Source organism: Thioalkalivibrio sp. ALJ24 (assembly GCF_000377785.1).
Classification (GTDB): Bacteria; Pseudomonadota; Gammaproteobacteria; order Ectothiorhodospirales; family Ectothiorhodospiraceae; genus Thioalkalivibrio.
This window is the reverse complement of the sequence record NZ_KB898725.1, coordinates 285,539-305,784: the sequence shown is the minus strand read 5'-3', so window position 1 is coordinate 305,784 and position 20,246 is coordinate 285,539. Positions and strand designations below refer to the sequence as shown.

Genomic DNA, 20,246 nt, shown 5'->3' with positions numbered 1-20,246 from the left:
GGGTCAGCGCGCCTCGCTGACCTGCCGCAGCCATTCCCGGTCGCGCTGCGCGGCGCGCAGAAGACCGCGCCCTCCCGGCCGGGCAAAGGCCAGCGGTAGCGGATCGAGGATCCACAACGCATGGCCGTCGCTGCCCAGCATGCGCGGGTCCCGCCCGCGGAACCGGATCCCGTAGTCCCGCAGACTCGCCCACAGCGTCTCGGCCGCTTCCGGTCCGGGCGGTTGGCCGCCGACCGTCAGCGGGTGCATGTCCGGGATCGCCTCCTGGACCAGCCAGATCATGCCGCAATCCGCGGCGACCACCGCCACCGGCCGCGGCACCGCCAGCCCCAGCCGCCGGAGGGTGAGGGCATGGCTCCAGACCCGACGCGCGGTCCGGCGGGTGAGGGCCGGGCGCAGCAGCGCAGGCAGGGTCTGCCAGGGTGCATCAATCCGCCGGGCCCCCAGCTCGTTGTTCGCCACGGTCTCGGGCAGTTTGCCGGTCGCGTACAGCTGGCGGGCGATCTCGCCGGCCTGCTCGCGCGTAAGCCTGCGTCGATCGTGGATGACCCCGAGGTCGGCGCTGCGAAAACGCGGATAATGTTTCCAGCCGCGTGCCGCGCGGTGCGCAACCCGGCGGGCGTGACGGACGCGGGCGTGGCGCAGTGTCCGCAGGAAACGTTCCAGTTCGGCCTCGGTCGGGTCCCAGCCACGCAGTTCGTGGTAGAGCCGGAAGCCCTCGCGGATGCGCGCCTCGGGCACGCGGGTCTTGGACGCGTACAGCCGCTGCAGGTGGCGCAGGGCGGGCCCGCGGCCCAGCGCTCCGGCGCGGCGCCGGACCCGGTCCCCGTCGATCGCGTACAGCTTTCCGTCGCGGGGGATGAAGTTCAGCCAGTTGAGATCGTTCTGCATGATGCCGGCGCGGTGGTGTTCGGCCAGGGTGGCCAGCAGCCGGGCATGGGCCTCGTGCCCGGGATCGCCGCCGGGCGGTGGCCAGGGGGTATCCGCCTCGACCAGGTCCAGCACCAGCAGCCACGCGCGGTATTGCGGGCAGTAGCCGGCATGGTGCACCGCCGGCGCGGGCACGCCGGCCGCCTCCAGTCGGCGCGCCCCGCGCGTGCCACGGCGCCATTCGGCCCACTGCGCGATGCGCCCGAGATAGAACTTGGCGACCACCGCCCGATCGTCGGGTAATCGGGCGCGAAAGATCCGCCGCTTGCCCGGGTACTCGTGGAGGCAGTCCTCCAGCGCGAGGGTCCCGAGGCCAGGGATCTCCGGGCGGTCACCGGTTTGTGGCAGTCGGGGCATCGAATTCGTACCCCAGCAGGTCTAGGTCGCGGCGATAATGCTGCGCCACCATCTCCGCCAGGGTGTCGTCGTAGTAGCTGCGGTAGTCGTCGCGTTCACTGGCGCGGCGCAGATGCGGGAGCTCGGGCGTCGGGATCCCGATGCGCTGACAGATCGTGCCGAAATCCTCGTGCAGGTTCTCGTAGCGGCCGATGAAATCGACGATCACCCGCCCCTGCAGATCGACGATGTATTCGTGCTGCAGCTCCGCCGAGGTGTCCAGCATGTAGTCGTACGGCCGTTCGGGGTCGAACTTCAGCCGCAGGAAATCTCCGAAGGTTTTGACCCCTTCCAGGACCTCCGGCTTCTCCCGCCGGATGTGGTGCCAGGAACTGACCTGCAGATCCCAGGGGTTGCGCACGATCGCGCACTTGAACAGCTCGCGGTAGACCGGCTCCGGCAGCATCTCCTTGGCCGCGATGGCCTTCGCGTGGCGCGGAAACTTCAGCCCCAGCTTGTGCCGGGGCCGCGTCAGCTGACTGACCTGGCTGGCCGCCCACAGCGGGATGCTGTACCAGCCGCCCCAGCGATACGGCCGCAACGCCGCCCGGATGCTGGTCCCGCCCGTCTTGGCGATGTGCACGAACAGGAAATTCTTGCGATAGGAAATCAGCATGGATCAAGGCTGGCGGGGATCGGTCGCGGTATTGTAACCGCGGCTGCGTCAGGAATCCGCGGGATTGCGTCGGGCATTCAGCGAGCCCAGGGCATGCAGCAGGGTCTCGTCGACGTCGCGTTGCGAGGGCTGGCGGCGCAGCCAGTCGCGGTGCACGAACTGGATTTCACCCACCACCTGCGGGACGCCGACCAGGCGGGCCACCGCCAGCCGATGATTGCCGTTCGCCACCTTGATGAATTCGCCGTCCGGGCCGATGGCCACGCCGATCTCGTCCTTGCCCAGGCCGGCGACGTATCCGTTCTCCGCCATGTTGCGGGCGAGGCCGCGGTAACGCTCGAGGTACTTGTCCAGCGAACGCGTGATCTTCTCCTCGGCCTGATCCTCGGTCTTGCCGCGCGCGCGGTAGTAGTGGCGCAACGCTTCGATGTGTTCCGACCGACTGCGCTGCTCGTCCAGCAGGTGTTCCAGCAGACCGTAGATCGGGTGCTGATCGAAGGGTTCGGTCCGCCGGTGCCATTGACCCCGGCGTACGCGTCGGGGAAGGAACAGACCGTCGATGAAGAACCGGGCCTTGGAGGACCGATCGCGCTTGGCGAGATAGCGCTGCAGGGCCTCGGTCGGCAGGTCGATGAGCAGGGGCGTGGTCATGCGGTGTCGGCCGGTTGCGTTGTGGGTGGCGCGATGCCCAGCGCCTCCAGATAGGCGCGGGCGCTCGTTTCGACGGTGTAGTCAGCGACGGCCTGTTGCAGCAGTCCCGGCTCGATGGGTGCCTCCAGCCCGCGGGCCATCCCTTCGGCCAGCGCGGAGGCATCGCCCACCCGGACGAGCGGGCCAAGGCGGCCCCCGGCGAGGATGTCTCGCGGACCGCTCGGGCAATCCGTCGACACCACCGGTGTCCCGAGCGCCATGGCTTCGACCAGGACATTGGGCGATCCCTCGAAGCGGGAGGACAGCACGAACAGGCTGGCAGCGCGCATCAACGGATATGGATTGGAGCGGAAACCCGCAAGATCGACATGGTCGGCGATGCCCAGTTCGCGCGCCAGGCCTTGCAGGCGGTCCCGCTCCGGTCCTTCCCCCAGGATGATGAGCCGGCACGGTCGCCGGGCATGCAGCAGCGCGAAGGCTCGCAGGAGGGTAGCGAAATCCTTTTGCGGCCGCAGTCGGCCCACCGCCAGGATGACTGGCGTACCAGTCCGTGTGGCCGCTTCCAGCCATGGATGCTCTGCGGCTTCTTCAGCCCTGGCCATCAGGGATGGCGAGATCACCGGGTTGGCGATCACGCGGAAACGCTCCGACGGGATGCCCCCGATGCGGGCGAGGTCGTCGGCCACCGGCTGCGCCACGGCGACGATGGCATCCGCCAGCGGGTACAGTTGCCGGACGGGGCGGTAACGCAGCCATCGCTGCAGGGCGGTCTTGTCGGCCAGCGAGCCGCTGAGGTGCATCCCCATCCGCAGAATGATCCGCGTCGGTACCCGTGCCAGCCGGCGCGCGCGCAGGGCCACGCGGCCGGCGCGGTCCTTGGCGGCCAGCAAGGCGTCGGGGCGCTGGCGACGCAGGTAACGGGTGACCGCGGGCAGCGCCAGCAGGGAGGTGCGCGCATCCAGCCGGATCACATTGACCTCTGCCGGGATATCCTCCACATGGCCGCCGCGGGCCTTCAGCAACAGCAGATCCACCTGCACGCCGGCATCCACGAACCCGCGCAGCAGATGGTTCATCATCTTTTCGACGCCGCCATCCCCGGTGTAGGACACGAGCACGGCCAACCGCGGGGTAGTCATGCCGGTTTTCGTTCCTCGTTGTAGGCCTGAAGCAGGTGCGGCCAGCCGAGGGCGCCGCGCTCGCGAGTCGCCGGCCATTTGTCCAGCGAACGCCGCAGACGCGACAGGTTGTCCTGAAGCCCCCGATGGTGGCCGATCCGGCCCCGGTCCCAGTCGATCACCCAGACCCGCCCATTGTCCTGGATCAGGATGTTGCGGGCGTTGAGATCCGGATGCCAGGCGCCATGGACGTGGAACCGGGCGATCACCCGGCCGATTGCGTCCCACAGTTCGGGCGCGTCCTTTCCGTCCCCGATCCATTCGTCCAGCGGGTGGCTGTCCGGGATGCGTTCGCTCAGCAGATCGCCTCGATACACCGGCCCGTGGCGGCAGACCCGTGCGGCGCCCGGACGCGGGACCGGCAGCCCGAGTTCGTGCAGGCGCGCCAGCAGGCGCCACTCGCGCACCGGACGGCTGCGTTCCAGCCCGGTCCACAGGTAGGTATCCGTGGCAACCCGGGCCATCAGTCCGCCCCGCCAGTAATGGCGCAGGACCCAGTCGCGCCCCTCGTGATGCAGGAAGTGGGTCGCACGCCGACCGCTGCTGCTGCCGGTCCACTGACCTCGTGCCCGCAATGCCTCGGGATCGAACAGATCGTTATTGCACCCCCGGAGCATTCCGGGATCGGACAGGATGCGGCAATGTCCATTCCACGGATGGGATCGCCAGTCTTCAAGTGCGGGCTCGTCGACCTGTCGTGGATTGTCCATGAAGATCACTGGTATTCCAGCTGGTGAATGGCAGGATGAGGGTCTATGTTCCGCTGGCACTCGTCACGGAGGCTCCCTTGAGAGACACACGACGTTTCAGTGGCGTCGCACGCGATGGGTGAGACCGGTCATCCAGAGCGAAAAAGCCTCTTTCCAGTGGCCCGCTCGCGCTCGCCCACGGGCTGCGCGGGAGCAGAGCCTCGGGCGTATCAGCCCGCACCGGACTGCGTGATGAGCCATCACCTCGGCTTCGCGGTCGTTTTCCCGTTCGAGAATCTCGGACAACATGGCATACGGCTTCGGCTGGTCCGGCTCGTGCTGGATCGCGCAGCGCAGATGCTCCCGGGCTTCCTTAACCCTTCCGGCGTTCAGGAGGTTGGTAGCCAGGAAATACCGGGCATCAGATTTGTAAGGGCAAGCCTCCACCCACTCGCGGCTTGTCTTCATATCCTCGGGGGACGGGCGTCCCGAAAGCCGGGGGAGGGGTATCGGATCGTGCCCCAGAAATGCGCAGATTTGTTCCCCGGCGTTGCCGTCTGCGATGTCCACAGTACAAAGGCGATCTGCCTCACCCAGATGTTTCTCAAAATGCTCCCGTACCTGATGCGTGTGTTGTTCGTGGATTTCCGCAAGCCTTCCCTTCGGAAGCTCAGGCAATCGCTGGATGTTTGCATCCACGTAGAGACGGTACTGAATCCGGTTGTAGGGTGACAGTTTCCGATCCTTCATATGGCCGCGGGCGCTACGTTCCCAGTGGTCAGGGTCACGATGGACTAGTATGAAGCGGCTATCTGGCCAGCGCTCGGCGAGCTGCGGGTAAAGGCCCGGAAACGGGACGTCGCTGAAGGCGTCACGTGACTCTATGAGTGGGGTCAGCCGTTGCAGTACCTCTTCAGGATTATCCTCCAGCCCACGTACTGCCTCCATCAGATTCTCGCCATTGAAGAACTTGGGAAAATGGAGTGTGGTGTACCCTAGGCTGGACAGAAGGATGTCCGTGCTGCGAGTCATCGTGCGGTGCAGGGAGATCACAAAAATCTTGCTTTCCGTCACGGGCACTCCTCGAACTCGAAACCCAGCAACTGAATCTCCCTTGCGAAGAAGACCTCCACAATCCTTCGCGTCTCGTCATCATAAAGGCTCACCACATCTCGGCCTTTGCGATACCCCCCCTTGGCAGAAAGGCCCCGGAGAGTTTCGCCTACATCCTCCGGTAGTCCGAGCTCACGGGACACGTCGCCCAGCTCTTCGTTTAGTCGGTCATAGCGGATCAATCGATCTACGCCAAGGATGCCGTTGAGGGTATAGTAGTTGAAATTGCTCTTCAGTCCGTTCCCGGAAAGAATAAATTCCCTGAATGAAAGCCCGGCCTTCCGCTTCTTGGGGTCCCAGAAGTACCGAGAAACCATTTTATCCCAAGGGTTTCGTTCAATGGAAAATTTGTAGTACGAGTTCCAGACTTCTTCGCCCACGCGCTCACGTATCGCCCTGGCGGGCATGTGGTCCCAGTAGCGCTTGGGAGCTCTGGTTGTTGCTCGCAAGGCCTTTTCCCGGTTGCCTAATCGAGTGCCGATAGCTGAACGGAACCAGCGTGGCCATTGTCGGGGCGTCAGGCCGCGCAATGCCTGTTCGAAGTTCTGTGCTGTAGGGTAGCCGCGTTGGTAGCGTTCCTTCTCATCACCCCAGGTAAGTGGAGTGATGATGTCTTCGGGGTCCATGAACCTTGAAAGGGCCATCTCCAGTGATGTCCCGCCGACCTTTCCGGTCTTGATGAAGATGAATTTGTATTTGTGAGAGATCAGCATCGGCTAAAACTACCTTCGTCAATACCCCAGCTGGGAAAGGTCGGTCTCCAGCGTATGGGACAACATTGTATTGCCGCTATGAAACGCTTCCTTTATCTGTGCTCGCAACTCCGGGGTCAGGGTGATTTTTTCGTCCCTGGCCCGATCGATGGTGATGGAAAATAAAGGGCGAAAACAGGGTTCGATTCGGCGAATAACTTTTAATGTCCACTCAAACGCCGAACGCTTGCCTTCGCCCAAAAGGGGCGACAAGAGTTTTTTGCTGTTGAGTGGGCGCAAGCTCCATGTGTCCGGCGCTGATTTGGGACGCACGTTGCGCGGGTGGGACGCAAAGGATTCCCAACGCCAGATCGGTTGCTCCAAATGTAGGAACTCGCTCAGCTGCTCCCAGTATTGCCGTGTCCCGATTAACTCCATCGGTAGTACACAAGTATTGTCCGTTCCCACAGTGGCGGTGATTTGTTCTACCCATGCAGACCACTCGAGGAATGGTTCGGGCGCTCTGATGAGCATCTTTACACGAGCTTCAAAGTCTCTCTGACAAGCACCGGGGATGCGGTTGCTCATATGGCTGTAGTGGGATGCTAGCCAGTCCGCCTGGTTACGCAGGGTGAGCAGAACCTTGACGCGCCCGTCAGGCCACAGCTCTTCTCGAACAGCCTGGAGGAATGCAACGAAAGGTGCAGGGTGGTGCCGATCAGGGAGGTTGCCGACGGTCGATCGTCGGGAACCCGGCTGGATTGGCCACTTGGATACGTGGCCCTTGTTTACAGGCCACATGGCGAGCCGCTCTTCGCTCAGGATGAGAGGACCCGAAAGCTCCCGGTCCGTATGCTGCGCCTGAAAGAGTCGCATGCAATCAGTACGCCACCGGACTAGCTCCTGACGCAGCGACTCGTCCATACCGTTGCGAAAATGGCGTTCCATAAGCCGCGTCAACCCTTGCGCCGCCTCGCGGGTGCCGGACAGGCACCGACCCTGCTTTTCTTTTCCGAGAAAGCCGGGTAGCTGCGAGAATACGTTACCCTGCAGTGTTGTCGTGCCAGTCTTTGGCATGCCCATGTGGATGACGAGGTCAGTCACCGGAGTGCCCTCCATGATTGCGGTCCTTGTTTCTTGCGCGAGCGGCCTCCCTCTTTTTCTTGCGTTTCAGACGTCGATGAATGAAGCGAATTGATTTCGTCGCATCTTCGAAGAGCCATTTTTGGTCTTCCTTCATGCCCGTCGGCCGAAGGACTTCCTGGGCAAGCGGTAATATGCTCAGGTCACGTTCGTAAAGCCACTTCACTTCGGACGGGGTCATGGGTTCGTACGGATAGAATCCGACTTCCCGATACCATTCGGCGAAGCGGTGAAGGAGGCTCTTGCGCCGGAATTTTGAGCTCTCGGCATTGGGGAGCCACATCATGAATGGATACGGTGTAAATCCCATTTTGACGCCGAGTTCGCGAGCCTGCTGGTTGTTTTCGCCTTCGGTAGGCATGAAGCCCCAGTTGGCTTCACGCAGGCGAGCGGTGTGAAACAGCCCGGTGGCAGCAAAATGGGCACGGCGGCTGACTGAGTCATCGCGGAAATAAACTGGCACTTCCGGGTCGATGTGGAAGTTGAGCGAACCGGGGCGCCGGTTGGCCTTGAGGAACGTCGTGGCGAGTTCCACGGCTTCCGGATGGACTGCGAAAAAGCGCTTCCAGTGTTGCTCGTCCCGATCGTTCAGATCCCTCACGATCTGCTGGTCGTCCTGGATGAACAGGGCCAGGTCGTCACCGCCGCGATCATCCAGGGCTTGCTGCATGTTTGCGTAGAGACCGCCCAGATATGCAGTGCTTGCGCGGTCGTTCCGTATCACACGAATCTTCTCGCCAAACGCTTCCAGCGCGGTGTCCACCGCGGGGTCAGTGCTGCCATCATCCATCACCGTAACGGGATAATGGGGTGCATGCCGAAACAGCGAGGCGAGGCAATTTTGCAGGTAACGGCCCCGGTTGTAGGAAAAGACGACAATCCGCACGGTTAGCTCGGTTCGTTGGATTGAATGGGGGGGGCAGTTGGTCGGATGCTGTCCCATCCGAGTTTTCGGGCGAATGCGGCGGCCCACATCACCCCGAACATGATTCCATAAAGGTGTTCCACCCGGAAACGATTAAGATTTGCACTGGCCAGTGATGCGACTAGGAACGTTATCAGGAACGCAGCTGTCGCAAGTGCCAGGAAGCGCGCTGCATTTTTTCGTCTCACCTGAATGCGTATTTCATTGATGGAGAGCAGGATGGTCATGACGATGAATGCGTATCCAATGCCTCCAAACCGGAGCATGATCTCAAGGTGGCCGTTATGGAAATGCCCCTGCCGGCCTTCAAGGACGTCGGGAAGATCAGGGTCCTCGAATCGGAGATATCGCGGATCAGCTGGCCCGTATCCCATCATGGGGCGTTCCATGAGATATTCGAACCCTGTCACCAGATAAGCGGCCCGGATGGCCTGCCCGTCTGAGGGCAGCTCCTCGATCCAGTTGCTCGGTGGTGTGGTGATCATCCCCCGGAGGAATTCACCCTGGTCGCCCGCGGCCCACCGGTCCTGAATGTTGTCCCATGATGAGGCGAGTACCCCTGCCGCCGTGATTACTCCGAGCAGAATGGTGACGCCGATCGTGCGAGAATGTTTCCCCGAGAGTTCCCGCCGGCCGAACCAGAGCATGGCCGGCACCAGGAATAGGAGACCGATCAGAGTGGCAAGCCAGATGGTCCGGGCCTGAAAGACAACGATCCCGACCAACGCCATGGTCGTTGCGCAGGTCCAGAGGGTGATTCGCCATGCCAGTCCCCAGCCTCGTGTCTGTCCCAGCAGGGCGGGCGCCAGGGCGAGAGCCGCTAAAACTAGGGTCGCGAGTTTGAGGCCATCAATCCAGGGGTTGACACCCTCCATGTAGCGATGTCCTTCGAAAATGGCGGCATGCAACTCCGACAAGGAAAAGCCGCTGGCCAGCATCAGCAGGAAGCCCAGTGCCCAGGTGACCACGATGCCGAGCGAATGACGTATCCAGTTGCCGCTCGCTGCCAGCATCAGGCCCATCAGCAGGATGGGGAGCGGCCCGGTTCGGACCCAGTCACCGGTTCCCTCCCATTGTTCGGCAGCCATGTCGGGGCGTTCTAAAAGCGCCGCTGCTGTCCCGCGCCCTATGACGTAGAGGATGAACCCCACCGTTACCCAGAGCATCGGGGAACTGCGCAGTGAAGACCAGTGCCGGATGACGATAATGATGGCCAGCACCAGCATGATTGCCTGGAACAGTTGGCCCAGGGATATGCTAATGGACCCGAAGAAGGCGAAGCCGTATGCCGAGCCTATGGCCCAGTGTCTGAGTGGCCCGAGGCCTTTTTTGCCCTCGGAGCCGGGCTCAGCGGTTGTTTCCATTATGACCATCGCGTCGCTTAAAATTGATATCCGAACGCACGGATCTCGGGTTGGCAGACCCGCTCGATAAGGGTCCTGTCTGATTGGCCGAGTACATCCCGGTATGAGCGTGTGTCTTTCCGGAACCCGCCTTTTGCCTTTTGTTCTGGCAGTTGCAATTGCGTCGCGTCGACCCCGAGCGTTTGCGCGAGTTCGGCCAGATCCGAGTCGAGCCGTTCGTAAAGAAGAACCCGGTCGACGAGCAGGCCATCGTCGATGGCGTAGTGTGCCCAGTTAGAGATCCACTGAGGCTTGTTTTTCTCCATCCAGATCAGGTACTCGGACACGCTGGGGAAATCCGTCTGCCCCTGTTCTTCGCGCCGGCCCTTCATCCACCAGTACCGCGACAGGGCACGGTCCCATGGGTTACGCTCGACCGTGATCTTGAGATAGCTGTCCCATACATGGCTAGGAAGCAGCTCGCGAAGAGTTCGTGCAGTAGTGTGCTGCCTCCAGCGTGCGCGTTGTCCCTGCGTAAGCAGCCGGCGCCACTCCCGGAACCCACGGTGTGCAAGAACGGGCTTCCGGTCGCCGGTGGGGCCATAGCCGCCCTCTTCTTGTCGGAGTCTTTCTTCGCCCCGCTCCGAGCTCAGGCGCGTGACGATGTCTCCGGGGCCGCAAAGGCGGGAGAGCGCGATCTCGATGCTGCTGCCGGCGGTTTTGCGGGTCTTGATGAAGATGAAACGGTGCCGGTGGCAAACGATCATCCGGCGGGCCCCCGGTGTTTGGCGAGATTATCGGTCTTATTACACCACAAACCGAGCAGGGCCGACCAGATGAGCGGCTCATTTGAGCCCGTCACGATTAAGCCGGATGTGGAATTTCGCAGGATGCATCATATGTGTACACGAGATCGAGTATGGTGAGTGCGTGCCTTCATTCCGGCCGAGGAACGGGAGCGGTGGCATTGAGTTCGAGATTGGTGATTTTCGCACCCTTCAAGGCCTGGGGCGGGATCGAGCGCAAGATGCTGATCCTGTGTCGGGAGTTCCTGCAACTGGGCATCCGGCCCCGGCTTGTGCTGACCCGTGGCGGACAGGTGCCCTACCCGGAGGAACTCCCGGCGGCCGTCGAGGTGGTGGATCTTCAGAGCAGGGGCAAGTTCGACAGCCTGTTCAAACTGCGGCGTCTGCTGCGGCAGGAACCACCTGCGGCGGTGCTGACCGCCAAGGATCATTCGGCCAAGGTGGCGGTGCTGGGGCGCATGCTGAGATGGGTGCCGTCGCCGGTGTTCGTGAAGGTGACCAACACTCCCAGCCAGACGTTGCGTCGCCGATTCAAGCGGCGTTCGGCGCGGTGGCTGTACCGGCATGCCGACCGGGTCATCGCGATCTCCGAAGGCGTCCGGGATGATCTGATCGAGCATTTTGACGTGGATCCCGAACGGATCGAGGTAATCTACAACCCGACCGTAACCCCGGACATTCCCGAGCGCGTGAAGGCGCCCGTGGATCATCCCTGGTTCGCCGGTGACGGACCGCCGGTCATTGTCGGGGCTGGTCGCCTGACACCGCAGAAGGACTTTGCCACGCTGCTGGAGGCCTTCGCCCGGCTGCACGAACGGCGTGCGGTGCGACTGGTGATCCTGGGCGAGGGGCCCCTGCGTGAAGCCCTGCTGGACCAGGCACGGCGGCTGGGGGTGGCGGAGGCCGTTGACCTTCCCGGCTATGTCCCGGACCCGTTGCCCTATTTCGCCCGGGCCGGGGTCTTCTGCCTTTCTTCGCGTTATGAAGGACTGGGTAACGTCCTGATCGAAGCGCTGGCGGCCGGAGCGCCGGCGGTGGCCACCGACTGTCCTTCCGGTCCGGCCGAGATTCTTCAGCACGGGCGGATCGGGCCGCTCGTGCCGGTGGGAGACGCGGATGCACTGGCCGCAGCCCTGGAGGCGACGCTGGAAAACCCGCCCGGGGAGGGGCGGATCCGCGAAGGCCTGGATCGCTTCCGCAGCGACCGCGTCGCCCTTCGGTATGCGCAAGTCATGGGGCTCGTGAAGGACGAGTCGCCTGCCGCGCGTTCGTGACACCTTGCCGGCTGCCGTTATCCGGTTCTGGCCGGGGCATTCTCGGCAGACGGGGCATAACCAAGCCGGGCAAGGCGGTCGGATACGCTGGCAGCAAAGGCGCGCAGCTCTTCATTATGCTGCCAGGCGTGGGCTCGGTCGGGACGGAAACTCGTCGCTGCAGCAGCCACCCGTTCGGCATGGGGGGGGCAGCCGCAGAACTCCAGGGCCTGCGGCAGCAGTCGCGCCGGATCTCTCAGCAGGTCCTCGTAAGCGATCTCCATCGCATTGGGTCCCAGGGCCCGGACATGCTCCTGGGCCCGCTGCAGGTAGCTTTCCCACAGAGAGAAGCCGCCTTCCAGCGTACGGCACCGTACCTGGGGAGCGAAACCGCGCCGCGCCGGGGCGCCGGGGTGATTGCGATACCACCCCCGCAGGGATCGATAGCGGCGCACGCGCTTGTCGAAGACCCCGCGGCGGCGGGCGCGCAGGCTTGCCGCCACATCCACGCCGTGCCGCGTGATGTGCAGCACCCGGGCCTGCGGAAAGAGCTCCAGCCACAGCGGCAGCGTGTAGGTATTGCGCGGATCTTTCCAGCCCCAGGGAGCGGTTTGCCCGGGCATGCCGCCGCCGCGCAGACCGCGGCGTAACCCGAGAAAGCGCAGGCTGGCCGGCCCGCGCACGACCCCTTCCATGTAGTCCAGCAGCCACGGCCTGAGTGTTTCGTCCTCCAGTAACCAGTCGAACGACTCCGGGCGGTCCCAGGTCGCGGAGGCCTCGCGGAAGAGCCAGGCGTTGATCGCGTTGGTGAAGGCCGCCTCTTCGTTGCGGCTGGCGCCGACGCCCATGAAGAATCCGGCCTGCTGCAGCACCCGGGTCAGCAGGCTGGTGCCCGAGCGGTGCATGCCGATGATGATGACCGGGGGCGTCGCGTGAGTGGTCATGATGCCGTGCTGAAATAGCGGTAGCCCGCGTACCAGGGGTCCAGACGTTCGTTGATGATGGCCTCGACGTATTCGAGGCTTTCGCCGTCGAGGTATTCGCGGTAGCCGCCGACCTCGCCCTTGCGGGTCTTGTAGCTTTCGGTGTCGTCGGCGTCGCGAGCGGCCAGCGAACTGCTCCCCATCGCGTTGCGGGATTCCAGCTGGCGCATGTTGTCGAAGCGGCCGAAATCCACCGCGGCCCGGAGGGTTTCCTTGGATACGTCCTGCATGCCGATGAATTCGAGCACTCGCCGGAGCTGGCCGGTGGTGTCGGCGTGCAGGTCTTCATAGCGCAGCAACAGAAAATCGCCCGGCACGTCACGGTTGCGCGCCCAGATATTGTAGAAATCGACCAATGTCTCGATCCCGCCGCGCCGTTCCCTGACATAGTCTTCCATGCGGCCCTGGTAGTTCGCGTTGCGGCGGGTCTTCTGGAAATAGGACGAAACGAGGACATCCCGGGGGTCGCGGACCATGAAGACGACCTTGCGCCCCGCATAGTCGCTCTTGTCCTGTTCCAGCTCCTCCGGGAGCAGGAATTCCGGACCGCCGTCGTGGTGCTGCAGGATGTAGGGGATGTCGCGCCAGGGGCGGGCATAGCCCCGCAGGCGCAGCGGCTTGCGCAGACGGATTCCGTAATGCAGTTCGAGGGACTTGCTGAGGAGCACGACCAGCCAGGTCCTCCCGCATTTGGGGTAGGAGATCAGGTGGACGTCCGCACGCCGGCGCCGCCAGCGGCGCCGGATGCGCTGGACACCGCGGCGCAGCGGGCCGCGATTGCGGGAAATGGCAGCCATGTTCAGCCGTCCTCGAAGCGGTAGCCGAAGGCGTCGATCTCGCGCCGGCAGACGCGGTCGATGATCGCCCGGTCGGTATCGGTCAGGATCTCGCGGTAGTCCTGTCGCCCCTGGCGAAAGCCGCCCTTGGCCCGCTGCTCGGGCAGCCGAATGTCGGCATCCAGGCCCAGTTCCTGCTGCAGTTCCGACAATTCGGCATTCAGGTTTTCGTAGCGCAGGACCCGGTCCACGGCGATCTCGTCATCGATGGTGTAATGATCCCAGTTGCTGAGCCAGTGCGGCTTGTTTTCCTCCAGCCAGGCGAGGTATTCGCTAACGCTCGGGAAGTCAGCTCGCCCCTTCTCTTCCCAGCGATGTTTCTGCCACCAGTAGCGCGACAGGGCCCGGTCCCAGGGGTTGCGCTCGATGGTGAAGCGGAAACAGGTCCGCCAGGTCTCGGGCCCGACGAGTGCACGGATCTCCCGGGCGGTTGAGTGCTCGCCGTATTCGGCACGCTGCCCGCGCAGCAGCAACCGGCGCCATTCCTTCCAGCCACGGTGTTCCAGCAGCCGTTTGTGGTGGTTGGAGGGCCCTTGGCCACCTTCGGCCCGGCGCAGCTCTTCCTCTCCGCGATTGGCACTCAGGGGCGTGATGATGTCCTCGGGCCCGCAGGCGCGCGAAAGCCCGACTTCCAGGCTGGAGCCGGCGGTCTTGCGCGTCTTGATGAAGATGAAGCGATTGCGGTGCGAGATGATCACGATGACGGGCCTTGTCGGGCGACTGGCTGGGTGGATTAGATCACAGGCGCGGGAACGCGACCAATCAGTGGTCGGAGGATGCCGGCGGGTGAGCGAGGTCGAGTGCGGCCAGATACGCGCGGGCGGAGCGGGTGGCATCGAACGGGGCGGTGGCCTGTCGCAGGGTGTCCGCCGAGGGGGGGCTGTCCAGCAGCTGCTGCAGTGCATCGGCGAGGGCCGCGTCGTCGCCCACGGGCACGACCGGGCCGTGTTGGCCATGGCCGAGGATGTCGGCCGGGCCGGTGGGGCAATCCGTGGTAACGGCCGGGGTGCCGCAGGCGAGGGCCTCCACCAGCACGGCTCCGGAGCCTTCGCGTCGCGAGGTCAGGGCGAAGGCATCGGCGCGGGCCATCCAGGCGTAGGGGTTGCCCTGAAAGCCGGGCAGGCACAGGTCGTCCATGATGTCGAGTTCGCGTGCCAGCCCTTCCAGGGTCGGACGTTCGCGGCCTTCACCGAGGATGACCAGACGGGCCGGGCGTTGTGTCCGAAGGCGCGCGAAGGCGCGCAGCAGGGTGGCGAAATCCTTTCGCGGTTCCAGAGAGCCGGTGCCCAGGATCACGGGGACCGCCGGGTCGCGGTGTTCCGCCAGCCACGGGTGATCGGGATCCTCGCTGGCCTGTTGCAGCAGGGCCGGGGTCACGATCGGGTTGGGGATGACGTGCAGACGCGATTGAGCCACGCCGGCGAGTCGCTGGAGGTCCTCACCGACACCGGCCGACGGAGCGATCACGGCATCCGCGCGGGGATACCAGCGTTGCATGGAGCGCTGCAGGCGCCGGGCTCTGCGCCCGGGCAGGGCCTCCAGCGTGGCGGCGACTGACATGCCCATGCGGATCGCGACCGGCATGCGCGGTCGGGCCAGTGCGCGCGCGAGCAGCGCCGCGCGATTGAGCCGGTGGCTGGCGGTGTACAGGGCGCGGGGGCGGTGGCGCAGGAGATAAGCGATCAGCGCGGGCAGGACCGTGTTGCGGTGGGCAGCCCGCAGCGGGACATGGCGGACGTTGTCCGGAAGCTCGTCGATATACGGTCCGTGCCCGCCGATCGCTACCAGGTCGAATGGCCGGTCCACGTTTGCGAATTCCCGGACCAGGTTGGCCACCACGCGATCGACCCCGCTGTGTCCGGAGGTCGCGAAGAACAGGGCAATGGGGCCGCTGCCGGGTTCACGCATCGGACGGGGCTGCCTGCTGCAGCGCATCCAGCCGCTCGGTCACCTGAGCGACGGTGATGCGCTCCATCACGTCGGGTTCGCGCACGCGCCGGCCCCAGCGCAGGTTCTCGGGCGGCTTGCCGAATGCCGCCCGGCAGGCCTCGGGGTACTGGTTGACCACCCATTGCCGGCTGCAATAGGGGCCGGTGCGGTCGGGGTTCGAGCCGGCGTACAGGCCGATCACCGGGGTGCCGGTTGCGTTGGCCATGTGGGCGGGGCCGGAGTCGGGCGAGACCAGCACCTGCGCGCGTTCGAGCACCGCCAGCAACTGCTTGAGGTCGGTCCGGCCGACCAGGTTGGTGACGGGGTGGCGGCATTGCGCGGCGATGGCCTCGCCGTATTCGCGCTCGAGCTGCGTGGGGCCGCCGGTCAGCACGATGCCCATGCCGTGGCGTTCGGCGGCGTGGTCGGCCACCGCCGCGTAGCGTTCGGGCGCCCAGTTGCGGAAGTTGCGAAAGCGCGCGCTGGAACACGGGTTGATGGCGAGCCAGGGTCGGTCGGCGGGCAGGTGCTGTTCGGCCCAGGCCCGGGCCTCCCGCGGCACCGGGATGTCCCAGCGCAGGATGCGTTCGCTCACGCCCAGCGCCTCGGCGAAGCCGAAGAAGCCGTCGAGCACGTGTTCGCGCGGGCGGTGGGCGATGCGGTGGCGGGTGAACAGCCACTGGAAGTCGCGTGCGCGCTGGCGGTCGAAGCCCAGGCGCAGACGCGCGGGGACCTGCAGGCCCAGCAGGCTGGCGCGCAGCGAGACCTGCATCTGCAGCAGGACGTCAAAGCGGCGGCCGCGCAGGGCGCGGCGCAGGTCGCCGTAGGCGCGGCGGCCGCGATTCTTGTCCACGACCACGAATTCGACCCCGGGCAGTCCTTCCAGCAGCCGGTGTTCCAGCCGCCCGATGATCCAGGTGATGCGGGTCTGCGGCCAGGCGGCCTGCAGGCTGCGCACCACCGGGACGACGTGGGTGCAGTCACCCAGGGCCGACAGCCGCAGCAGGCACAGCTCATCCGGCGGGGTCTGAATCAGCGGGCGGTCGGCCGAGTACTCAGGGGCCATCGTCCGGGCCCTGTTCGCGGGCGGCCTTCTTGCGCTTTTTCTTCAGGGCCTTCTTTTTCTTGTTCTTCTGCCAGGGCATGCGCCCGATATGCTTGGTCCGTAGGCCCGGGTACGGGTCGGGTACATCCTCGGGCTGGGTCTTGAACCGCCGATGGGCCCAGAAGTACTGCTGCGGCGCGTGCCGGACCGCGTCTTCCAGCACCGCGTTCATGCGGGCGGCGTCGCGGGCGCGATCCTCGCTCGGGTAGTCTTCCAGCGGCGGCCCTACCACGAACTCGTAACCGTCGCCGGCGTCGTTCACGTAATAGAACATCGGCAGTACGCGCGCCCGACCCATGCGCGCCAGCCGCGACAGGCCGGTGGTGGTGGAGGCCTGCATGCCAAAGAACGGCGCGAACACCTGCTCGGTGCGCCGCATGTTCTGGTCGCCGGCGTACCAGATGGTCCCGCCCTTTTTCAGCTTGCGCAGGATCCCGCGGATGTCGTCCTTGGAGATCACGCGTTCCAGCTTGCGCTCGCGGCCGTGCCGCAGGGCGCGTTCCAGTACCGGCTTCTTGTCCATGGGCTTGTAGATCGCGGCCATGGGCACCTGCGCGCCGAACAGCCGACCGGCCATCTCGATGCAGGAGAAATGCCCGGACAGCAGGATCACCGGGTCACCGGCCTCGTGCGCCGCCTCCAGGTGCTCCATCCCGTGGAAGCGGCACGGCACGCGATCCACCGCCGGTCCGCCGAACCAGCCCAGTGCCACCTCGGCCACCCCCCGACCGGTGTAGCCGAAGTTCGCGCGCACCCAGCGTTCGCGTTCTTCCGGGTCGAGGTCCGGGAAACACAGCTCGAGGTTGCGGCGCACCACGTAGCGCCGGTCCCGCGCCAGGTAGTAGAGCAGGTGGCCCAGCCCGGTGCCCAGGCGGATCGCCAGGCGCCAGGGCAGGCGGGCGAGCAACCACAGCAGGGCGATGGCCAGGGCCTGTCCCCAGTTGGCCGGATGCCAGGCTCGTTCGCGGCGTTGCGATGTCATCGTTGGTCGAAGTCGGGTGTCGGGTAGATAATGACGCGCATTGTACATTCGGGACCGCCGGGACGGGGCGTCGCCGGTGGCCGTCTCCGGGGTCGCCCCCCGAAAGTGAGGAATGCGTGCAGGAAGGGATCGCAGCAGAGTTGCAGGCCGCCAGCCGGCTGTTCGGACAACTGGCCGAGGATGCGGAATTCCTCGGGGAGGTGGAGGCCGTCGCGCGGCGCTGGCTGGCCAGCCTGGATGCCGGCGGCCAGATCCTGCTTGCAGGCAACGGCGGCAGTGCCGCGGATGCCCAGCACATCGCGGCCGAGATCGTGTGCCGTTACCGCGTGGTGCGGCCGGGTGCGGCAGCGGTTGCGCTGACGACCGACACCTCGGTGCTGACGGCCATCGCCAACGACTTCGGTTACGAGCATGTATTCGCGCGGCAGGTCGAGGCGCTGGGGCGCCCCGGCGACGTGCTGGTCGGCTTCACCACCTCGGGCGAGTCGCCCAATGTGCTGCGCGCGCTGGAAACAGCCGGGCGCCAGGGCCTGACCACGGTCGCGCTGACCGGCGCGCGGGGGCTGCCCGCCGGCCCCACGGTGGACCACCTGCTGGCGGTGCCGGACGCCGCGACCGCGCGGGTGCAGGAGGTGCACGGGATCATCGGGCATCTATTGTGCGCCGTGGTGGAAGACGCCCTGGTCGCCCGCGCGCAGGGTGGCGCGGCCCCGTGAGCCGGCCGGCGCTGTTCCTCGACCGTGACGGCGTGATCAACGTGGATCACGCCTATGTGTACCGACCCGAAGACTTCGATTTCATGCCCGGGATCTTCGAGCTGGTGGCCCGGGCCGGTGCCGCCGGCTACCCCGTGGTGGTGGTCACCAACCAGTCCGGGATCGGCCGCGGGTACTACGGCGAGGACGACTTCGAGCGGCTGACGCAGTGGATGCGGGCACGGTTTGCCGAACACGGCGGGCGTCTGGATGCGGTCTATCACTGTCCGCACCATCCGCGCGATGCGCTGGAGCCCTGGCGGTGCGACTGTCCGGACCGCAAACCCGCCCCGGGCATGCTGCTGCGGGCGCGCGACGCGCTGAACGTGGATCTGGCGCATTCGGTACTGGTGGGGGATCGCCCCTCCGACCTGGAGGCCGCGCGCCGTGCGGGGGTGGGCACGCGGCTGCTGTTCGCCCCGGAGATCCCGGATGCGGAACAGGCGGCTGCGCTGCAGGCGGATCCGCAGACACGCCGGATCCGTTCCCTGCTGGAGGCGGCGGCGCTGCTGGAGACGGAACGCTCCTGATGCGGCGCGCCGGTTACGCGGTCCTGTCACGCCTGCTGGCGCCGGTCATGGGGGCGGTCCTGTGGCGGCGTGCCGTGCGCAACCACGTCCCGGCGGCGCGGCGTCTGGAATGGTTCGGCCGGGGTGCCGCGCCGCCGACGGGGGCGTGGTGGGTGCATGCTGCCTCGGTGGGCGAGGTGGAGGCCGCCCTGCCGCTGGTGCGGGGGCTGCGCGAGCGCTTTCCCGAAGTGCCCGTGCTGGTGACCACTACCACGCCCGAGGGCGCGGCGCGGATCACGGCGGCGGGCATCGACGACGTCCACCACCGTTTTCTGCCGCTGGATCTCCCCGGGGCCGTGCGGCGCTTCGTGGCGGCGGCCCGACCGCGTGGCGGGGTGATCGTGGAGACCGAACTGTGGCCGCATCTGTTCGCGGCCTGCGAGCGCGCCGGGGTGCCCCTGGTGCTGGCCAGCGGCCGGCTCTCGGATCGTGCGTTCCGGCGTTATCAGGGCCGGCAGCCGCTGATCCGCGAGGTGCTGGGCGTGCCGCGGCGGATCCTCGCGCAGGATGCCGCTGCGGCGGAGCGCTTTCGCATCCTCGGCGCGCCGCCGTCGCGGGTCGAGGTGGGCGGCAACCTGAAATTCGATCGCGACCCGCCTGCGGGGGCCGAGGGGGGCGCGGCACTGCGCGCCGCCCTGTGGTCCGCGGAGGTGCCGGTGTGGGCGGCGGTCAGTACCCGCGAGGGCGAGGACGAGGCCGTGCTGGCGGCCCATGCCGCCTTGCGCCGGCGCCATCCGGACGCGCGGCTGATCTGGGTGCCGCGTCACCCGCAGCGTTTCGATACCGTGGCGCGGGCGGCCGCGGACGCGGGCCTGTCGGTGGCGCGACGCTCGCTGCAGGCGGACGCGCCCGGCCGAGCGGACCGCGAGGCCGACGTGCTGCTGGGGGATACCCTCGGCGAGATGGGGCTCTATCTCGCGGCGGCCGACTTGGCCTTCGTCGGTGGCAGTCTGGTGCCACTGGGCGGACAGAACCTGCTGGAGCCGGCGGCCCTGGGACGACCGGTGCTCACCGGCCCGGACGTGTCGAATTTTGCCGCCGTCGCCCGCGCCCTGGATGCCGTGGAGGCCCGCATCGAGGTTCCCGATGGCGACGCGCTGGGCGCAGCGCTGGCTGGACTGTTCGAGGATCCGGAACGAGGGCGGCGCATGGCCGCAGCCGGCCAGGACGTGGTGGCCTCCGGGCGCGGTGCCGTGGCGCGGGTCCTGGATGTGCTGGAGGAGACGGTGGCGGCAGGCTGATTCCGCGTCGGCGCCGCGCGGCTCCCTGGCACAGAACCGGCCGATCGGTTATGGCCGGATCGAGAGCGTCCACCGGCCAGGTTCGCGTGCTCGCACGCGAACCGGCAGGGT

21 protein-coding genes are annotated in these 20,246 nt (G+C 65.9%); 4 read left to right on the top strand and 17 right to left on the bottom strand.

Annotated features, from left to right (window positions below; genetic code table 11):
* Positions 1-3 precede the first annotated feature (3 nt).
* The 11 genes from D571_RS0103745 to D571_RS0103700 all read right to left on the bottom strand — a co-directional run bounded on the left by D571_RS0103745 (position 4) and on the right by D571_RS0103700 (position 10,443).
* Positions 4-1,287 carry a hypothetical protein gene (locus D571_RS0103745; RefSeq protein WP_026287552.1) on the bottom strand — a complete coding sequence of 428 codons (1,284 nt, stop codon included), beginning with the start codon at positions 1,285-1,287 and terminating at the stop codon, positions 4-6.
* A complete protein-coding gene (locus D571_RS0103740; RefSeq protein WP_018935335.1) occupies positions 1,262-1,942 on the bottom strand; it encodes a sulfotransferase family 2 domain-containing protein in 681 nt (226 codons plus the stop codon). Before D571_RS0103740 ends, D571_RS0103745 begins: the two co-directional genes overlap by 26 nt.
* A 48-nt stretch (positions 1,943-1,990) precedes the next feature.
* The gene (locus tag D571_RS0103735; protein ID WP_018935334.1) at positions 1,991-2,593 is read right to left on the bottom strand and encodes a hypothetical protein; all 603 of its coding nucleotides are present in this window, start codon (positions 2,591-2,593) and stop codon (positions 1,991-1,993) included.
* Entirely contained in the window at positions 2,590-3,732 is a 1,143-nt protein-coding gene (locus D571_RS0103730; protein ID WP_018935333.1) for a glycosyltransferase, read from the bottom strand. Before D571_RS0103730 ends, D571_RS0103735 begins: the two co-directional genes overlap by 4 nt.
* Positions 3,729-4,490, bottom strand: a complete 762-nt coding sequence (locus D571_RS0103725) for a 3-deoxy-D-manno-octulosonic acid kinase (protein ID WP_018935332.1) — start codon at positions 4,488-4,490, stop codon at positions 3,729-3,731. The genes D571_RS0103730 and D571_RS0103725 overlap by 4 nt, the downstream gene beginning before the upstream one ends.
* A gap of 87 nt (positions 4,491-4,577) precedes the next feature.
* Entirely contained in the window at positions 4,578-5,534 is a 957-nt protein-coding gene (locus D571_RS13540; RefSeq protein ID WP_156815756.1) for a sulfotransferase, read from the bottom strand.
* Positions 5,531-6,286, bottom strand: a complete 756-nt coding sequence (locus D571_RS14535) for a hypothetical protein (protein WP_232196929.1) — start codon at positions 6,284-6,286, stop codon at positions 5,531-5,533. The genes D571_RS13540 and D571_RS14535 overlap by 4 nt, the downstream gene beginning before the upstream one ends.
* Positions 6,287-6,304: 18 nt before the next feature.
* Entirely contained in the window at positions 6,305-7,369 is a 1,065-nt protein-coding gene (locus tag D571_RS14215; RefSeq protein WP_198003769.1) for a sulfotransferase domain-containing protein, read from the bottom strand.
* Positions 7,362-8,294 carry a glycosyltransferase family A protein gene (locus D571_RS0103710; RefSeq protein WP_038046660.1) on the bottom strand — a complete coding sequence of 311 codons (933 nt, stop codon included), beginning with the start codon at positions 8,292-8,294 and terminating at the stop codon, positions 7,362-7,364. Before D571_RS0103710 ends, D571_RS14215 begins: the two co-directional genes overlap by 8 nt.
* Before the next feature lie 2 nt (positions 8,295-8,296).
* On the bottom strand, positions 8,297-9,697 hold the full coding sequence (locus D571_RS0103705) for an O-antigen ligase (RefSeq protein ID WP_232196928.1): 1,401 nt from the start codon (positions 9,695-9,697) through the stop codon (positions 8,297-8,299).
* 17 nt (positions 9,698-9,714) lie between these two features.
* Positions 9,715-10,443 carry a sulfotransferase family 2 domain-containing protein gene (locus D571_RS0103700; RefSeq protein WP_018935327.1) on the bottom strand — a complete coding sequence of 243 codons (729 nt, stop codon included), beginning with the start codon at positions 10,441-10,443 and terminating at the stop codon, positions 9,715-9,717.
* 212 nt (positions 10,444-10,655) lie between these two features.
* On the opposite strand from D571_RS0103700, the gene D571_RS0103695 reads away from it, so the two are divergent.
* The gene (locus D571_RS0103695; protein WP_018935326.1) at positions 10,656-11,756 is read left to right on the top strand and encodes a glycosyltransferase; all 1,101 of its coding nucleotides are present in this window, start codon (positions 10,656-10,658) and stop codon (positions 11,754-11,756) included.
* 17 nt (positions 11,757-11,773) lie between these two features.
* Here the strand turns inward: D571_RS0103695 and D571_RS0103690 are convergent, their stop codons facing one another.
* The 6 genes from D571_RS0103690 to D571_RS0103665 all read right to left on the bottom strand — a co-directional run bounded on the left by D571_RS0103690 (position 11,774) and on the right by D571_RS0103665 (position 17,570).
* Positions 11,774-12,679 (bottom strand): sulfotransferase, encoded by a 906-nt coding sequence (locus D571_RS0103690; RefSeq protein ID WP_018935325.1) that lies wholly within the window; start codon positions 12,677-12,679, stop codon positions 11,774-11,776.
* Positions 12,676-13,515 (bottom strand): sulfotransferase domain-containing protein, encoded by an 840-nt coding sequence (locus tag D571_RS0103685; RefSeq protein ID WP_018935324.1) that lies wholly within the window; start codon positions 13,513-13,515, stop codon positions 12,676-12,678. Before D571_RS0103685 ends, D571_RS0103690 begins: the two co-directional genes overlap by 4 nt.
* Positions 13,516-13,517: 2 nt before the next feature.
* On the bottom strand, positions 13,518-14,252 hold the full coding sequence (locus tag D571_RS0103680) for a sulfotransferase family 2 domain-containing protein (RefSeq protein ID WP_018935323.1): 735 nt from the start codon (positions 14,250-14,252) through the stop codon (positions 13,518-13,520).
* A gap of 64 nt (positions 14,253-14,316) precedes the next feature.
* Positions 14,317-15,462 (bottom strand): glycosyltransferase, encoded by a 1,146-nt coding sequence (locus D571_RS0103675; RefSeq protein ID WP_018935322.1) that lies wholly within the window; start codon positions 15,460-15,462, stop codon positions 14,317-14,319.
* Complete coding sequence (locus D571_RS0103670; protein ID WP_018935321.1) at positions 15,455-16,549, bottom strand: glycosyltransferase family 9 protein; 1,095 nt, start codon at positions 16,547-16,549, stop codon at positions 15,455-15,457. Before D571_RS0103670 ends, D571_RS0103675 begins: the two co-directional genes overlap by 8 nt.
* Positions 16,539-17,570: a lysophospholipid acyltransferase family protein gene (locus D571_RS0103665; RefSeq protein ID WP_018935320.1), complete on the bottom strand. Its 1,032-nt coding sequence runs from the start codon at positions 17,568-17,570 to the stop codon at positions 16,539-16,541. Before D571_RS0103665 ends, D571_RS0103670 begins: the two co-directional genes overlap by 11 nt.
* Before the next feature lie 140 nt (positions 17,571-17,710).
* On the opposite strand from D571_RS0103665, the gene D571_RS0103660 reads away from it, so the two are divergent.
* Genes D571_RS0103660 through D571_RS0103650 form a run of 3 tightly spaced genes read left to right on the top strand, consistent with a single transcriptional unit; the run spans position 17,711 to position 20,135 of the window.
* Positions 17,711-18,286 carry an SIS domain-containing protein gene (locus D571_RS0103660; RefSeq protein WP_018935319.1) on the top strand — a complete coding sequence of 192 codons (576 nt, stop codon included), beginning with the start codon at positions 17,711-17,713 and terminating at the stop codon, positions 18,284-18,286.
* The gene (gmhB, locus tag D571_RS0103655) at positions 18,283-18,855 is read left to right on the top strand and encodes a D-glycero-beta-D-manno-heptose 1,7-bisphosphate 7-phosphatase (RefSeq protein WP_018935318.1); all 573 of its coding nucleotides are present in this window, start codon (positions 18,283-18,285) and stop codon (positions 18,853-18,855) included. The genes D571_RS0103660 and gmhB overlap by 4 nt, the downstream gene beginning before the upstream one ends.
* Positions 18,855-20,135, top strand: a complete 1,281-nt coding sequence (locus D571_RS0103650; protein ID WP_018935317.1) for a 3-deoxy-D-manno-octulosonic acid transferase — start codon at positions 18,855-18,857, stop codon at positions 20,133-20,135. Before gmhB ends, D571_RS0103650 begins: the two co-directional genes overlap by 1 nt.
* Positions 20,136-20,246 lie beyond the last annotated feature (111 nt).

Coding starts and splice junctions, on each gene's coding strand:
- D571_RS0103745 (WP_026287552.1), bottom strand. CDS start 1,287: ATGCCCCGACTGCCACAAACCGGTGACCGCCCGGAGATCCCTGGCCTC.
- D571_RS0103740 (WP_018935335.1), bottom strand. CDS start 1,942: ATGCTGATTTCCTATCGCAAGAATTTCCTGTTCGTGCACATCGCCAAG.
- D571_RS0103735 (WP_018935334.1), bottom strand. CDS start 2,593: ATGACCACGCCCCTGCTCATCGACCTGCCGACCGAGGCCCTGCAGCGC.
- D571_RS0103730 (WP_018935333.1), bottom strand. CDS start 3,732: ATGACTACCCCGCGGTTGGCCGTGCTCGTGTCCTACACCGGGGATGGC.
- D571_RS14535 (WP_232196929.1), bottom strand. CDS start 6,286: ATGCTGATCTCTCACAAATACAAATTCATCTTCATCAAGACCGGAAAG.
- D571_RS0103705 (WP_232196928.1), bottom strand. CDS start 9,697: ATGGAAACAACCGCTGAGCCCGGCTCCGAGGGCAAAAAAGGCCTCGGG.
- D571_RS0103700 (WP_018935327.1), bottom strand. CDS start 10,443: ATGATCGTTTGCCACCGGCACCGTTTCATCTTCATCAAGACCCGCAAA.
- D571_RS0103690 (WP_018935325.1), bottom strand. CDS start 12,679: ATGACCACTCACGCGACGCCCCCGGTCATCATCATCGGCATGCACCGC.
- D571_RS0103685 (WP_018935324.1), bottom strand. CDS start 13,515: ATGGCTGCCATTTCCCGCAATCGCGGCCCGCTGCGCCGCGGTGTCCAG.
- D571_RS0103675 (WP_018935322.1), bottom strand. CDS start 15,462: ATGCGTGAACCCGGCAGCGGCCCCATTGCCCTGTTCTTCGCGACCTCC.
- D571_RS0103670 (WP_018935321.1), bottom strand. CDS start 16,549: ATGGCCCCTGAGTACTCGGCCGACCGCCCGCTGATTCAGACCCCGCCG.
- D571_RS0103665 (WP_018935320.1), bottom strand. CDS start 17,570: ATGACATCGCAACGCCGCGAACGAGCCTGGCATCCGGCCAACTGGGGA.
- D571_RS0103650 (WP_018935317.1), top strand. CDS start 18,855: ATGCGGCGCGCCGGTTACGCGGTCCTGTCACGCCTGCTGGCGCCGGTC.